Annotated in this window: 18 protein-coding genes; all 18 read left to right on the top strand. The window is 32.6% G+C overall.

Annotated elements, in window-relative coordinates:
- The first annotated feature begins 1 nt into the window (after position 1).
- Entirely contained in the window at positions 2 to 667 is a 666-nt protein-coding gene (gene fliP / locus TMATH_RS06320) for a flagellar type III secretion system pore protein FliP (protein ID WP_012995276.1), read from the top strand.
- 12 nt (positions 668 to 679) lie between these two features.
- The gene (gene fliQ, locus TMATH_RS06315; RefSeq protein ID WP_012995275.1) at positions 680 to 949 is read left to right on the top strand and encodes a flagellar biosynthesis protein FliQ; all 270 of its coding nucleotides are present in this window, start codon (positions 680 to 682) and stop codon (positions 947 to 949) included.
- Positions 950 to 955: 6 nt separating this feature from the next.
- Complete coding sequence (fliR, locus tag TMATH_RS06310; RefSeq protein WP_012995274.1) at positions 956 to 1,738, top strand: flagellar biosynthetic protein FliR; 783 nt, start codon at positions 956 to 958, stop codon at positions 1,736 to 1,738.
- Positions 1,735 to 2,826, top strand: coding sequence for a flagellar biosynthesis protein FlhB (flhB, locus tag TMATH_RS06305; RefSeq protein ID WP_012995273.1), 1,092 nt, complete (start codon positions 1,735 to 1,737; stop codon positions 2,824 to 2,826). Before fliR ends, flhB begins: the two co-directional genes overlap by 4 nt.
- 10 nt (positions 2,827 to 2,836) lie before the next feature.
- A complete protein-coding gene (flhA, locus tag TMATH_RS06300) occupies positions 2,837 to 4,858 on the top strand; it encodes a flagellar biosynthesis protein FlhA (RefSeq protein ID WP_013150336.1) in 2,022 nt (673 codons plus the stop codon).
- On the top strand, positions 4,848 to 5,873 hold the full coding sequence (locus TMATH_RS06295; RefSeq protein WP_012995271.1) for a flagellar biosynthesis protein FlhF: 1,026 nt from the start codon (positions 4,848 to 4,850) through the stop codon (positions 5,871 to 5,873). Before flhA ends, TMATH_RS06295 begins: the two co-directional genes overlap by 11 nt.
- A gap of 3 nt (positions 5,874 to 5,876) precedes the next feature.
- Complete coding sequence (locus tag TMATH_RS06290; protein WP_013150335.1) at positions 5,877 to 6,731, top strand: MinD/ParA family ATP-binding protein; 855 nt, start codon at positions 5,877 to 5,879, stop codon at positions 6,729 to 6,731.
- Entirely contained in the window at positions 6,728 to 7,354 is a 627-nt protein-coding gene (locus TMATH_RS06285) for a flagellar brake protein (protein ID WP_013150334.1), read from the top strand. The genes TMATH_RS06290 and TMATH_RS06285 overlap by 4 nt, the downstream gene beginning before the upstream one ends.
- A gap of 3 nt (positions 7,355 to 7,357) precedes the next feature.
- The gene (locus TMATH_RS06280) at positions 7,358 to 7,942 is read left to right on the top strand and encodes a CheB methylesterase domain-containing protein (RefSeq protein ID WP_013150333.1); all 585 of its coding nucleotides are present in this window, start codon (positions 7,358 to 7,360) and stop codon (positions 7,940 to 7,942) included.
- Complete coding sequence (locus TMATH_RS06275; RefSeq protein ID WP_013150332.1) at positions 7,932 to 9,914, top strand: chemotaxis protein CheA; 1,983 nt, start codon at positions 7,932 to 7,934, stop codon at positions 9,912 to 9,914. The genes TMATH_RS06280 and TMATH_RS06275 overlap by 11 nt, the downstream gene beginning before the upstream one ends.
- Positions 9,915 to 9,929: 15 nt before the next feature.
- Complete coding sequence (locus TMATH_RS06270; RefSeq protein WP_012995266.1) at positions 9,930 to 10,355, top strand: chemotaxis protein CheW; 426 nt, start codon at positions 9,930 to 9,932, stop codon at positions 10,353 to 10,355.
- A 3-nt stretch (positions 10,356 to 10,358) separates the two neighbouring features.
- Positions 10,359 to 10,976, top strand: coding sequence for a chemotaxis protein CheC (locus tag TMATH_RS06265; RefSeq protein ID WP_013150331.1), 618 nt, complete (start codon positions 10,359 to 10,361; stop codon positions 10,974 to 10,976).
- A complete protein-coding gene (locus TMATH_RS06260; protein ID WP_013150330.1) occupies positions 10,966 to 11,454 on the top strand; it encodes a chemotaxis protein CheD in 489 nt (162 codons plus the stop codon). Before TMATH_RS06265 ends, TMATH_RS06260 begins: the two co-directional genes overlap by 11 nt.
- Before the next feature lie 15 nt (positions 11,455 to 11,469).
- Complete coding sequence (locus tag TMATH_RS06255; RefSeq protein WP_012995263.1) at positions 11,470 to 12,210, top strand: FliA/WhiG family RNA polymerase sigma factor; 741 nt, start codon at positions 11,470 to 11,472, stop codon at positions 12,208 to 12,210.
- A gap of 15 nt (positions 12,211 to 12,225) precedes the next feature.
- On the top strand, positions 12,226 to 13,590 hold the full coding sequence (locus TMATH_RS06250; RefSeq protein ID WP_013150329.1) for a flagellar assembly protein A: 1,365 nt from the start codon (positions 12,226 to 12,228) through the stop codon (positions 13,588 to 13,590).
- A 16-nt stretch (positions 13,591 to 13,606) separates the two neighbouring features.
- Positions 13,607 to 13,891: a hypothetical protein gene (locus TMATH_RS06245; RefSeq protein WP_012995261.1), complete on the top strand. Its 285-nt coding sequence runs from the start codon at positions 13,607 to 13,609 to the stop codon at positions 13,889 to 13,891.
- A 142-nt stretch (positions 13,892 to 14,033) separates the two neighbouring features.
- On the top strand, positions 14,034 to 14,741 hold the full coding sequence (rpsB, locus tag TMATH_RS06240; protein WP_012995260.1) for a 30S ribosomal protein S2: 708 nt from the start codon (positions 14,034 to 14,036) through the stop codon (positions 14,739 to 14,741).
- An 84-nt stretch (positions 14,742 to 14,825) separates the two neighbouring features.
- The gene (gene tsf, locus TMATH_RS06235) at positions 14,826 to 15,440 is read left to right on the top strand and encodes a translation elongation factor Ts (RefSeq protein ID WP_013150328.1); all 615 of its coding nucleotides are present in this window, start codon (positions 14,826 to 14,828) and stop codon (positions 15,438 to 15,440) included.
- Positions 15,441 to 15,454: the final 14 nt, after the last annotated feature.

The following is a 15,454-nucleotide window of genomic DNA, read 5'->3' as shown; positions in this document are numbered from 1 at the left end:
AATGAATTTAGGAGATTTAGCTTCATCGGTGACAGCTCCTTCAAATATGGCTACTAGCCTGCAAATAGTTCTGTTATTAACAGTATTGACATTAGCTCCATCTATTTTAATAATGATGACTTCTTTTACTCGGATAGTGATTGTATTATCTTTTTTAAGAAATGCACTAGGCCTTCAGCAAATGCCTCCTAATCAAGTACTAATTGGTTTGGCTTTGTTTCTCACTTTATTCATAATGGCACCAATTGGGCAAGATATCAACAATAATGCCATAAAACCTTATACAGAAGGGAAGATAACTCAAGAAGAAGCATATCAAAATGCTATCAAACCATTGAAAAGTTTCATGTTAAAGCAAACAAGGCAAAATGATTTAAATCTTTTCGTAAGTTTAGCTAAAATTAATGTGAGTAATGTGGAAGATTTACCTATGAGGGTAGTCATTCCTGCTTTTATTATAAGTGAACTAAAGACTGCTTTTGAAATAGGTTTTATAATATACATTCCCTTTTTAATAATTGATATAATAGTTGCCAGTGTTTTAATGTCAATGGGTATGTTTATGTTGCCACCTGTTTTGATATCTCTTCCTTTTAAAGTGTTACTTTTTATTTTGGTGGATGGCTGGAATCTTGTTGTAAAGTCTTTGATTTTAGGCTTTAGATAGGAGGCAAAAAAGTTGAATACAGGAGTGGTTATAGATATTGGAAGAGAAGCTTTAACAGTTACCTTGACAGTTGCTACTCCCTTATTAGCTGTAGCATTAGTAGTAGGACTTTTGATTAGTATTTTTCAAGCTACCACACAAATTCAGGAACAAACTTTATCTTTTGTTCCTAAAATTGTAGCTATACTTATAAGTTTAATTCTATTTGGGCCATGGATGCTTACTACTTTAGTCAACTACACCCAAAGATTGTTTTTGAATATCAATAATTTTATAAAGTGATGTAAAATGGATATGATTCAGTATTTACTCCAAAGTGTTCAAGTTTTTATATTACTTTTTGTCAGGATGCTTGGCATTTTTATACTTACACCTTTTTTTGGCACAAAAAATGTCCCAACTATTTTTAAAATAGGTTTAGGCTTTTTTGCTGCAGTAATTGTTTTTGATACGATGGGATCTGTTGATTTGCAAACAAATAATGTTTTTGATTACTTCATCGTTGTCATCTCTGAGTTCACCGTAGGACTTGTGATAGGGCTGGCATCTATGATATCCTTCAGCGCCATACATTTGGCAGGACAGCTAATTGATTATCAGTTGGGGTTTGGGATAGTAAACATTTTAGATATTCACAGCGAAGCTCAAGTTCCTTTAATGGGAAATTTCATATATATTTTGACAATCCTTATCTTCATGCTTATGAATGGTCATTATATATTATTTACAATGTTGGCTAAAAGTGTTGATATAATTCCTATTGGAGAAGTGGCGTTTAATTTGTCTGGTATGTCTCAGGTGATGACAAAAATGGTTTCTGACATGTTTATATTAGGTTTTAGAATAAGTGCTCCTATAATTTTAACAACTCTTTTGTCAGATTTAGTTTTGGGAATAATTTCCCGCACTATACCTCAGCTTAATGTCTTTATGATAGGAATGCCAGCAAAGATTTTTGTTGGAATCTTTACTTTGCTTATTATGTTGCCAATGTATTTAGCCATTATAGATTTTATGTTTAACGGAATGAATGCTGATATTTTTAGATTGATGAAGTTTATGACAAGGTGATAGTTTTGAGCAAAATAAATTTACAATTGTTTGCGGAAGAAAAAACTGAACCAGCTACCCCTAAAAGGCGACAAGACGCAAGAAAAAAAGGACAAGTCTTCCAAAGCAGAGAAATAACTTCTGCTTTAGTAATTGTAGCAGGTTTTTTGGCACTAAATATACTTGCAATACCTTCTTTAGAAAAAATGATGGCTTTAACAAAATATTTGCTTTATACCTATTCTGGAGCTAATGACGATGTTTTTAATGTAGTAGGTATACGAAATTTGTTTACATACGTCTTGCAACAAGCAATATCAATAATTATACCTATAATTTTATTGATTTTTGTTGTCTCTCTTGTATCAACTTATCTCCAAGTAGGCTTTGTATTTACAACGGAGCCCCTTGCCTTTAAATTGGAAAGATTAAACCCTGTGGAGGGCTTCAAGAGAATTTTTTCAAAAAGAGCATTGGTAGAATTAGCTAAATCTATTGCTAAAGTGGTAGTTCTTTTCTATATAATGTACTCTTTTTTGGCTTCTCAATATAAAGGTATACCAATGCTTCTTGATATGTCAGTTCAAGACATATTAAAATACGCGTTAAATATACTTTTAGGAATTACTATTAGAATAGGAATTGTGCTTATTGTTCTTGGGGCATTGGATTATTTCTTCCAGTGGAGAGAATATGAGGTAAGCCTTAAAATGAGTAAAGAGGATATAAAAGAAGAGTTTAAAGAGACAGAAGGAAACCCGCAGATAAAGGCAGAGATAAGAAGAAAACAGCGACAAGTTTCTATGAGGAGAATGATGCAAGACCTAAAAAAGGCGGATGTCGTAATAACAAACCCAACTCATCTTGCTGTTGCTCTTATGTACGACAGCAATGTCAATGACGCACCTGTTGTGATAGCTAAGGGGCAGGACATGATTGCCCTCAGAATAAAAGAAGAAGCTAAAAAATTAAATATCCCTATAGTAGAGAATAAGCCATTAGCTCAGGCACTGTACAGGTCTACCGAAATAGGAGACATGATTCCACCGGAGCTGTATCAAGCTGTAGCTGAGGTTTTGGCTTATGTCTATAGCCTCAAGGAAGAATAGGAGGGATAATTTGAAAGCCTCTGAACTTACTGTAGTTATTTTTGTAATAGGAATTGTTTTACTCATAATAATTCCTGTACCACCCATTCTCATGGATTTCTTACTGATATTTAACATAACTTTGTCTATACTAATACTTTTAACTACTATGTATATAAAAGATGCTTTAGATTTTTCTATATTCCCTTCTATATTGTTAGTAACTACTCTTTTAAGACTGGCTCTTAACATTTCCAGCACAAGACTTATTTTAAGTAATGCCTATGCGGGTGGTGTAATACAGGCTTTTGGAAGTTTTGTAATAGGTGGAAACCCAATTGTCGGATTTATCATTTTTCTGATAATTGCAATTGTGCAATTTATTGTCATAACGAGGGGCGCAGAAAGAATATCTGAAGTATCAGCAAGGTTTACTTTGGATGCAATGCCAGGAAAGCAGATGGCAATAGATGCAGATTTGAATGCTGGTCTCATAACAGAAAAGGAGGCTCGCGAAAGGAGAGAGGAGATACAACAAGAAGCAAAGTTTTATGGAGCAATGGATGGCGCTAGTAAATTTGTCAAAGGAGATGCTATTGCTTCTATAATTATTATCATTATAAACATTGTGGCAGGTCTTATTATTGGAATGGCAGTGAAGGGAATGGATATAAATAGAGCTTTGAATACTTATATTCTCTTAACAGTGGGCGATGGTTTGGTAAGCCAAATACCAGCGCTTTTAATATCAACTGCTACTGGAATAATTGTCAGCCGCTCTGCTTCTGAGTCGAATTTAGGAGGAGATCTGATAAAACAACTTTTCAATCAGCCTCAGATTTTAAAAATGGCTGCTGGGCTACTCTTTGCACTGATATTGGTGCCTACTTTACCTAAATTCCCTCTTATCTTAATGGGTTCGTTGTTTGCATATCTTGGATTTGCGGGAACTCAAAAAGTGGCAATAAAAGAAGAAGAACAACAAGAGAACATAAAAGAGCTAGAAAATATTAGAGATCCTAAAAAAGTGTATGAATTATTGCAAATTGATCCTATTGAACTGGAATTTGGTTATGAATTGATTCCTCTTGCAAGTGGAGAATTGCTAGATAGAATTGTTATGATAAGAAGACAAATTGCTCTGGATTTGGGTATTGTGGTCCCAATGATTCGTTTAAGAGATAATATTCAATTAAAGCCTAACGAATATGTTATAAAAATTAGAGGAAATGAAATTGCCAGAGGCAAGGTATATGTTGATAGGTATATGGCTATGACGGCAGGAGAAATAGATGAAGATATTTCTGGGATTCGAGAAAGAGAACCAGCTTTTGGATTACCTGCAATTTGGGTAGATGAAAACGAAAGGTCAAAAGCAGAAGTAAGGGGATATACAGTAGTAGATGTTCCTTCTGTTATTGCTACGCACCTTACTCATATTATAAAACAGCATGCTCATGAACTTTTAGGAAGGCAAGAAGTACAGAGTTTAATTGATAACATAAAAACCACAAATCCTGCTTTAATAGAAGAATTGGTTCCTAAGCTTTTAACAATAGGTGAAATAGAGAAAGTACTTTCTAACCTTTTAAGAGAGGGGTTATCTATCAGAGATTTAGTTACAATATTGGAAACTTTAGCTGATTATGCTCCTACGGTAAGAGATACGGATGTTTTAACAGAATATGTAAGACAGGCTTTGGCTCGTACTATTTCTAATAAATACGCTGCAGGTAGTAAAATTGAAGTTATAACGTTGGATCCAAGTGTTGAACAGTTGATATCCTCCAGTATAACTCAGACAGAGCATGGTTCATATTTAGCGTTAGAGCCTTCCTTGGCGCAGAAGATTTTAAAAAGCATCCATGAATTGGTAAAAAGAATAACTTTGAAGGGTGGACAACCTGTGATTCTGACAGCGCCTGTTACTCGATTTTATCTTCGAAAGTTAGTAGAACAAATTTCGCCAGATATTGCTGTTTTGTCATATAACGAACTTTTGCCAAATATTGAAGTTACATCGGTGGGGACGGTGAGATTAGATGAAAGTTAAAAAATATATAGCTAATGACTACCAAGAGGCTTTACGAATGATAAAAGCTGAAATGGGAAGTAATGCTGTAATACTTCATCAAAACAGAATTAAACAAAAGGGTATTATAGGACTTTTTAAAAAAAGCAAAGTGGAAGTAGTAGCAGCAGTAGAAGATTACCCACCGGTAATCCCTAAAGAAAGTATTACAAAAAATGATATAAATGAACTTAAAAATTTGATTAAGACTATAGCTACTAACAAAAATGAAGCGGTTACCCAAACGAAAGAAAAAACTTTAGTTTCCAAACTAATAGATTATGGAATAGAAAGGGAAGTCTCTGAGTTATTAGGTGAAGGAATTGACGAACTTGATGAAAGGGGAATAAAAATTTTAAAAGAAAGATTAGAAGCTTTTATGGGGCCGCCTCAGAAATTGGATACTGAAAAAAGCAAAAAAATTTTGTTTATTGGACCTACCGGAGTGGGAAAAACTACCACCATTGCGAAAATTGCGTCTAATTTGATATTGAATGAAGGCAAAAATATAATGCTCGTTACAGCAGACATTTTTAGAATAGCAGCGGTAGATCAACTGAAAACCTATGGAGAAATTTTAGGGGTGCCAGTAAAAGTAGTGAATAATATTTTTGAACTTCATAAGCTTCAGTTAGAATTTGAAAAATACGATGTAGTTTTAATAGACACGGCTGGAAGAAGCCATAAAGATGAAAAGCGGATAAATGAATTAAAAACTTTCATTAAGTATGCCAATTGTGATGAAACTTATTTGTGCTTGAGTGCTACCACTAAATCGGAGGATTTAAAAGAAGTGATAAAGAGGTATGAATTTGCAGAAAATTACAGGTTGATTTTTACAAAATTAGACGAAACTGATAATTACAGTTCTATTTTAAATGCTGTTTACTATTCAGGGCGACCAATTTCTTATTTTACTAATGGACAAATAGTTCCTGATGATATAACTTTAGCGAGAAGTGAAATTATTCTTTCTAGCATAATAAAGGGGAATTAACGTATGATGGACCAGGCTGAAAGTTTAAGAAAATTGGTTTCCCAAAAGAAGAAGATAAAAAGAAGCAGGGTTATTACAATTACAGGTGGCAAGGGAGGAATTGGTAAAACATGTATCTCAGTAAATCTTTCTTTAGCCCTTAAGAAATTGGGCTATAATGTTACGATTATTGATGCAGATTTGGGATTTTCAAATGTCGAAATTGAATTAGGGGTTACTTCTAAGTATACTTTATTAGATGTTCTGTATAATAACAAAATGATAACGGAGGTTATAAATGAAGGACCTTTGGGTATAAAATACATATCTTCAGGTGGAGACTTCAATCTTATTAAGAAAGGAGTAGATTTGACTCTTTTTCTAAACAACATTAAAATTTTAGACTATTATTCCGATTTTATTATTATAGATACGGGTGCAGGGCTTAATAACGTAGTTAGTGATTTTTTAAAAGCGGCCGATGAAGTTTTACTAATAGTAACTCCCGAACCAACGTCTATAATGGATGCTTATACTCTTATTAAGTATTCACTGGTAGGTGAAGATAAAAAAATTAATGTAGTGATAAATAAAGTGAAGAATTTTGATGAATACAGAAAAATTTACGACAGGTTTGAAACAGTAGTTAAAAACTATTTAGGTATATCTTTGATTGATTTAGGTTATTTAGAAAATGACGAAAGGATGATGGAATGTATAATTGAGCAAAATCCCATTGTCCTTAAATACGAAAATAGTAAAACTTCAAAAAAGATATTGCAAATTGCAGCCCAAATTGCTAATCAACCTCCTCCTATAGAAAATAAGGGGTTGTGGGGTATTTTTTCTAGACTTATCAATGGGGGAGGATTTAGATGAATGAGATAAATTTACAGCCAGGGCAAAAATTGAAAATAGGTTTAGATAAAAAAACGATTATATACTCATCTCAAGTACAGGATATTTCTGAAAATGGAACTATATTAATTGATGCGCCAGGATACAGTGGAGATTTAGTTCCTATGAGAATAGGTTCAATAATTCAAGTAATTTATTTTACAAAACAAGGTTTGTTTACTTTTTACGCGAAGGTTTTAAATAGTTTTTATGGAAAACTTGCTCTTTTGGAAATAATGCCTATAAGCGGTGTAGAAAGACTGCAAAGAAGGCAATATTTTAGATTAGAGAAGGTGATTCCATTTACTTACACCATTAATGGAGAAGAAGATAAGGTTTATAAAGGCTTTATTCAAGATATAAGTGGTGGAGGATTGAAATGTAAGGTAGATAAAAAATTGGAAATAGGGACTATCATAAATTGTGTTTTTACATTAGATCAAGAGATAACGATAACCGGAAAAGTAGTCAGGTATGATGAATTACTAGAAAAAGGATATGAAGTTGGTATTTGTTATGTGAACATTTCTGAAAAAGTGAGAGAAAAGATTATAAGCTATATCTTTGAAGAGCAGAGAAAAAGTAGACAAAAAGGGATTGAATGATTTATGAAAAATGATTGCCTTGTTATAATTGGGGCTTCTACTGGGGGGCCTAAAGCATTACAATATATACTCACAAATTTACCCGATGAATTTTTTGCTTCAATAATTGTAATACAACATATGACACAAAAGTTTACTAAATTGATGGCAGAAAGATTAAACCAAAATTGTAAACTCAAGGTAAAAGAAGCAGTAGATGGAGAGGTAATTTTGAAAAATGTAGCTTATATTGCTCCTGGTGATAAAAATTTATTATTAATTGAAGAAAATGATAAAATAAAAATTAAACTTTCTACTGATTTTGAATCTGTTTATAAACCTTCCATTGATGCTACTTTCATAAGTGCTTCCCAAATAAATGCCTGCATAATAGCTGTTATTTTGACAGGTATGGGAAGTGATGGTTCAAAAGGACTTAAATATTTAAAAGAGAAAGGAAGTTTTATTATATGTCAAGATATCGATTCTTCTTTGGCAAAAGGAATGCCTTATAATGCTATAAAAACAGGATATGTTGATAAAGTCCTTTCTTTGGATAAAATTCCAGCAGAAATAATCGAGAAGGTGAGGGAATTTTATGGAAAATAATCAATACATCGATATATTTATTGAAGAATCACAGGAACATATAGAAAATTTAAATAGCAATTTACTGCTTTTAGAAAATGATCCTAAAAATAGGCAAATAATCGATGAGATTTTTAGGTCTGCCCATACTTTAAAAGGTATGGCTGCTACTATGGGCTTTGAAAACATGAATAAATTAACGCATAAAATGGAGGATATATTGCAAGAGGTAAAAAATGGTGAAACAAATATCTCTCATTCCATCATGGACATCCTTTTTAAGTGTGTAGATACTTTAAGCGAAATGCTGGATTTAATATCCCAAACAGGAGAAGATAATGTAGCTATTGATGAACTTATATTTTTACTTTCAGGTGTGAGTTCTAAATCTGAAAATAAAAAGGAAGTTTTAGAAAAAGAAAATAATGCTTTAAACAGCGACACAATATTGAACGTATACGAACAAGATATAATAAAAGAAGCAGTAAAAGACAATTACAAAGCCTATAAGATAACAGTATACATTGACAAAGGATGTGTTATGAAATCGGCCCGTGCTTTTGTAATTTTTAATAGTCTAGAGGAAATAGCAGATATAATAAATTCCTTCCCCTCTGTAGAAGACATTGAAGATGAAAAATTTGATGATAGTTTCACTCTTCACATTCTTACAAAAGAAGAAAAAGAAAATATAGAAAAAAGATTGCTTTCTATTGCTGAAGTCAGCAAAATAGAAGTAGAAGTTATAAATGTCGATTTAAGTAAGGAAGAGGAGGAATCTTCTAAAGAAGTGTCCTCTTTACAATCTCATAGTTTTGAGAATATCAAAAAAACTCACAGCTTTAATAAAACCTCAAAAAGTGTAAGGGTAGACATTGATAGATTGGATACTTTAATGAATTTAGTAAGTGAACTTATAATCATAAAAACCCGCCTTGAAGGATTGGAGGCAGATAATAAAAACTCTGAAACTGCAAGTACTATTGAATATTTAGAGAGAATAACTACTAATTTACATGATGCTGTCATGAAGGTGAGAATGGTACCGGTGGAAAGGGTATTCAATAGATTTCCAAGAATGGTAAGAGATTTATCTTACGAGTTAGGCAAAAAAATTATTCTCAATATGTATGGCCAAGATACCGAAGTGGATAGAACTGTTATAGATGAAATCGGTGACCCTCTAGTTCACCTTCTAAGAAATTCCATTGATCATGGTATTGAAATGCCACAAGAAAGATTGCAAAAGGGAAAATCGGAACAAGGCACCATTAATTTGAGAGCTTATCATGAAGGGAATAAGGTCGTAATAGAAGTTAGTGATGATGGAAGAGGAATTGACATAGAAAAAGTCAAAGCAAAAGCAGTAGAGAAAGGTATTTATACGGCTGAACAGGTAAACGACCTTTCTAAAGATAAAATTTTAGACCTTTTATTCAAGCCAGGTTTTAGTACTGCTGATAAGGTTACAGATATTTCAGGTAGAGGGGTAGGATTAGATGTAGTAAAAAATAAAATTGAATCCTTAAACGGTTCAATAGAAGTATTATCAGAAATAGATAAGGGAACAAAATTTATAATTAAACTTCCTCTTACTCTAGCAATTATCCAAGCTTTATTAGTAAAAGTAGGGGACGAAAAGTTTGCAATTCCTCTTAATTCAATTTCAGAAATAGTGCATAAAAAAGAGGAAGAAATACACAATGTTCAAGGGAAGGAAGTAGTTCTTTTCAGAGGGAAGATAATTCCAATAATAAGATTAAATGAAATATTAGAGACCAAAAAGATTTCTAATGATGGAAATCTTGTGTGTGTAATTATCAAAAAAGGCGAAAACTTAGCCTGCTGTACTGTAGACGAATTAATTGGCCAGCAAGAGATAGTTATAAAACCATTAGGGAAATATCTTTCTAATGTCAAAGTTATTGCAGGAGCTACAATATTGGGAGATGGCCAAGTAGCCTTGATTGTCGATGCCAACAATTTGTTTTAACAAGGAGGGAGAATTTTGAGCCTATATGTTATCGCTAAAATCGAGGAGGAAGAATATGCAATAAATATTGAAAATGTGCAGACTATAGAAAAAGTAATGCCTATAACTAGAGTTCCTCAGACTGAAAGTTATGTAAAAGGGGTTATAAATTTAAGAGGAGAAATAATTCCTGTAATTTCTTTAAGAGCAAAATTGGGCTTCCCAGAAAAAGAGCATGATGAAGATACAAGAATTGTAGTTTTGAAAGCTTACGATATGTCAGTAGGCATGATGGTAGATAATGCTAATGAAGTGGTGGATATTTCAGAAGAAAATATTGACAATTTGGTTTTTAATGAAACTTCTGAGGAATTTTCTAAATATGTCAGCAAAGTAGGGAAAATAAAAGATAAGGTATTTCTCATTTTGGATTTAAAAAAATTATTAGATGTCAGGGTGTGAAAAATGGATATTAACCGTTTAAATGAAATGTACTTAGACATTTTGAAAGAATTAGGAAATATAGGGGCGGGAAATGCCATAACTGCTCTTTCAACAATAATTGGCAAAAAAGTGGACATGCAAGTGCCAAAGGTGAAAATTCTAGATTTTAAAGATGTATCGGATATATTTGGTTCTGCTGATACCATAATTGTGGGTATCTATTTCGACCTAGAGGGTGATGTAAAAGGTAATATTCTTTTTGCTCTTGATATAAAAAGTGCCTCTTCTCTTATTTGGAAACTTATGGGATTAGAAGTAAAGGAAGATTTTGGTGAGTTAGAAAAATCCGCATTAGAAGAGATAGGAAATATTATGGCAGGTAGTTATGTAAGCTCATTATCTACTCTTACTTCTTTAAATATGAAAATTTCACCTCCTGCAATAAGTATAGATATGGCAGGAGCAATTTTGAGTGTTCCGGCTATTAAATATGGAGAAATTTCTGATAAGATTTTGTTTATTGAAACTCAATTTATAGAGGGAGAAAAACTGATAAAAGGAGATTTTTTCTTAATACCAGATATTAATTCTTTCGATTTAATACTAAAAGCACTTGGAGTTGAAGTGAATGGAAAATAAAATTTACAGGGTTGGAATGGCAGATGCAAAGGTCACACAAAGCCCAGGAATTCTTACAACTGTTGGGCTAGGGTCTTGCGTTGGAATTGTTCTTTATGACCCTTTAACTAAAGTAGCAGGATTGGTACATATAATGTTACCTTACAGTAACAAAATTTCTGATAATTCAAATAAACTTAAGTTTGCCGACACCGGTATCCGAATTTTGATTGAAGAAATGGTAAAAATAGGTGCTAATCCTAAAAGGTTGATTAGTAAAATTGCTGGAGGAGCACAAATGTTTTCTTCTAAGATAAATTCTGACATTATGAACATAGGAGAAAGAAACGCCACTGCTACTAGAGAAGTATTAGGAGAACTTGGTATACCAATTGTTGCGGAAGATATAGGTGGGAATTACGGAAGGACTATTGAGTTTTATTCTGAGGATGGAAGGCTATTAGTAAAAACCATTGGTTATGGAATAAAATATATTTAATTGGGGGAATTTTGTATGGCATTAGTGGAGGAGGATATATGGAAAACTTATAATTCTAGTAAAGATCCAAATTTACGAAATGAAATAATAATCAAGTATATGCCACTTGTCAAACATATTGTCAAAAAACTCATTATTTCTGATGTTACTCAATCTGAGTATGAAGACTTAATAAATCAAGGAGTACTTGGCCTTATCGATGCAATTGAAAAATATCAGCCTAGTAAAGGCGTAAAATTTGAAACTTACGCTACTTTAAGGATAAGAGGAGAAATAATAGACTATTTGCGAAAAAAAGATTGGATGCCTCGAAGCCTTAAAAAAAAATACAAAAAAATAGAAGAAACCGTAGAAACACTGCAACAAAAATATAATAGAGAACCTACAGTTGAGGAAATAACAGAAGCTTGTGGCTTAAATGAAACAGATGTTTTAAAAACTTTAAGCTATATCAATGTTTCTAACATTAACTCTTTAGAGGAAGCTATTGAAAATAACTTTAAATTGCATGCTATTTCAGATGTTGAATTAAAAAATCCAGAAGAAGAAGTATTGTACAAAGAATTAAAAAGAAAGCTAGCAAATGCCATTAAAAATTTACCAGATAAAGAGAGACTAGTAATAACTTTGTATTATTATGAAGATTTAAACTACAAAGATATAAGCAAAATTTTAAATTTAACAGAATCTAGAATATCACAAATTCACACAAAGGCTATCAAAAGGATAAGGGAGATGTTAGGCGAATACTTTTAAAATGGGGGCTTTAAAATGGATGATAAAAGGTACAGAGTACATATTGAGGTTTCAAAAGATAAACAGCAGGCTTATTTGACTTTAATTGAAGACCCCGATGGCATAAGTATCAATAAAGAAGTCTTGTTACAAGAATTAGAAAAACATAATATAGTGTACGGAATAAAATCCGACGTTATAGAAGGTATTTGTAGAAATTTGGAAAATGCAAAAGGTGTATTAATTGCAGAAGGGAAAAAACCTATAAATGGTGAAGATGGAAAGATAATTTTTGAAATAGACATAGAAAAAAATGCGACACCAAAAATATTGGAAGACGGAAGTGTAGACTATAAAAATTTAGACTTATTTAAAAACATCAAAAAGGGACAAATAATAGCTCGAAAAATAAATCCTACCGCAGGGCAACCAGGAATTAATGTTTTTGGACAAAGAGTTGATGCTTTAGACGGGAAAGATGTAAAACTTCCTCTTGGGAAAAATACTTATATTGATGAGGATAAGCTTGTAGCAGCGATAGATGGCCATCTTGTTGTTTTAAACAACAAAATAGAGGTACATCCTCTTTTGGAAGTAAAAGAAGTTGATACTTCTGTAGGAAATATAAAAACGGTAGCAAGTGTAAAAATTACTGGGAATGTCAAATCAGGTTTTATTGTTGAAAGTGAAGGGAATGTAGAAATTTTTGGAGTGGTAGAAGCCGCTACTATAATAGCAAAAGGAAATATCAATATTCACAAAGGGGTACAAGGGGCTGGAAAGGCAAAAATTATCGCAGAAGGAAATATTACAGCAAAGTATTTACAAAACTGTAGTGTAGAGGCCAGAGGAGATGTATACAGTGAAGCGATAATTTATTGTGAGGTAAAAGCAGGGGGAAGTGTAAAACTTTTAGGTAATAAAAGTCAAATTATTGGTAGTAAAATTGTAGCTGCAAGAGAAATTGTAGCAGCGAATATTGGTTCAAAAATGGGAACGTATACGGAGTTACAAGTAGGCGTACTGCCTCAAAAAAGGCAAAAAATAGCAGAATTAACTTCTCAAATAGAGCAAAATAATATTCAATTAGAAAAAATAGAAAAAATCATAAAATATTTAGAAAAAATCGAAAAATTGTCTCCTGATAAACAAGATGTCTATCACAAAGCTAAAAAATCTTTTCAAAATTTAATTTCTCTAAATCAACAACTAAAGGACGAATTAAATTCTTTAAATGAAGAAATAAAAAGTTATAGCATTGGAATTATAAAAGTTGTTGATACAATATTTCCAGGAACTAAAATCGTCATTGATGATGTTACTTTAAAAATACAAGAACCTATCAAATATGCTATGTTTATAAAAAAAGAGAAAGAGATAAAATATTTTCCTCTAAAATAAGGAGGTGAATTTTTTTATGTCCTCCAATACCCCTATTGATTTAAAAACTATTCTACCTCGTGCTGTAGAGGTAGGAAATTTGAAACAAATTGACCTTCAAAAGCCTGTCATTTATTCTCAGCAAATAGCAATTTCATCTAATAAAGAAAATGAAATAAAGAAGACAAAGCCTAATGAACTTGAAAAAACAGAAAAAACGCTTATAAAAGAGAGGCAAAACTCTGAACAAAAAAATAAGCAAGAGAAAAATCCAGATAAAAAAAATAAAAAAACTATGGGTCATATAGACATAAAAGTGTGATAATATATTGACATTTAGCAAAATATATAATATAGTATTCATTGTCAGTGAATTACACACGCCTAATGATTGCAAAAAGGGTGCCTGAAAGGTCTTTTTGCAAGAGGATTTAGGCGGAGGAATAACCATAGGAGGTGCATGTATGTCGGTAATTTCAATGAAGCAGTTATTAGAGGCAGGGGTACATTTTGGTCATCAAACAAGAAGATGGAACCCTAAAATGGCTCCTTATATTTTTACAGAAAGAAATGGAATTTACATCATTGACTTACAACAAACGGTAGAAAAACTAGAACAAGCTTATGAATTTGTCAAAGGGTTGGTCATGGAAGGGGGCACCATTCTTTTTGTTGGGACCAAAAAGCAAGCCCAGGATTCCATTCGGGAAGAAGCAGAAAGATGCGGTATGTTTTATGTAAACCAAAGGTGGTTAGGTGGAACTCTTACTAATTTTAAAACAATTAAAGGACGAATTCAACGTTTAAAAGAACTTAAAAAAATGGAAGAAGACGGGACTTTTGATGTTCTTCCTAAAAAAGAGGTAATAAAACTTAGAAAAGAAAAAGAAAGATTGCAGAAATTTTTGGGTGGAATAGAGAATATGCAATCTCTGCCTTCGGCTTTATTCATAGTTGACCCTAAAAAAGAAGCTATTGCTGTTGCGGAAGCCCGAAGTTTGGAAATACCAATTGTAGCTATTGTGGATACCAATTGCGATCCTGATCTAATCGATTATCCTATTCCAGGAAATGATGATGCTATAAGAGCTGTCAAGCTTATTACTTCCAAGATTGCAGATGCAGTGATTGAAGGCAATCAAGGGGAACAATTTGCTGCCGCTGAAGAGTGAAAATTTTTGTCTAGTGGTAAGGAAAAAGCAAAGCTCCTTACCACTATTGTATATCATATATCATAATTTAAGGAGGTTTTTCTAATGATATCAGCACAAGCTGTAAAGGAATTAAGAGAACGAACTGGCGCTGGAATGATGGATTGTAAAAAAGCTTTAATGGAAGCAAATGGAGATATGGAAAAGGCCATAGATATTTTAAGAGAAAAAGGATTGGCTGCTGCTGCTAAAAAAGCAGGCAGAGTTGCTAATGAAGGTTTAGTTGATGCTTACATACATGGTGGTGGAAGAATAGGGGTTTTAGTAGAAGTAAATTGTGAAACGGATTTTGTTGCAAATACTGGTGAATTTAAAAATTTTGTTAAGGAAATATGCATGCAAATAGCTGCCGCAAATCCAAGTTATATTTCTCGCGAAGATGTACCACAAGCTGTTTTGGAAAAAGAAAAGGAAATTTTGAAAGCACAAGCGTTAAATGAAGGGAAACCGCAAAATGTTGTAGAAAAAATAGTTGAAGGACGTATTGAAAAATTTTACAAGGAAAATTGTTTGCTAGAGCAACAATACATTAGAGACCCAGAAAAAACAGTGCAAGATCTATTAAATGAGACGATTGCAAAATTAGGAGAAAACATTGTAATAAGAAGATTTGTCAGATTTGAAAGAGGAGAAGGTATTGAAACTTCCTCGAATGAGTAATAAAATTAAATAGG

This window comes from Thermoanaerobacter mathranii subsp. mathranii str. A3, assembly GCF_000092965.1.
Taxonomy (GTDB): Bacteria; Bacillota; Thermoanaerobacteria; order Thermoanaerobacterales; family Thermoanaerobacteraceae; genus Thermoanaerobacter; species Thermoanaerobacter thermocopriae.
Note: the sequence above shows the minus strand (reverse complement) of the source record. Positions and strands in the feature narration are given on the sequence as shown.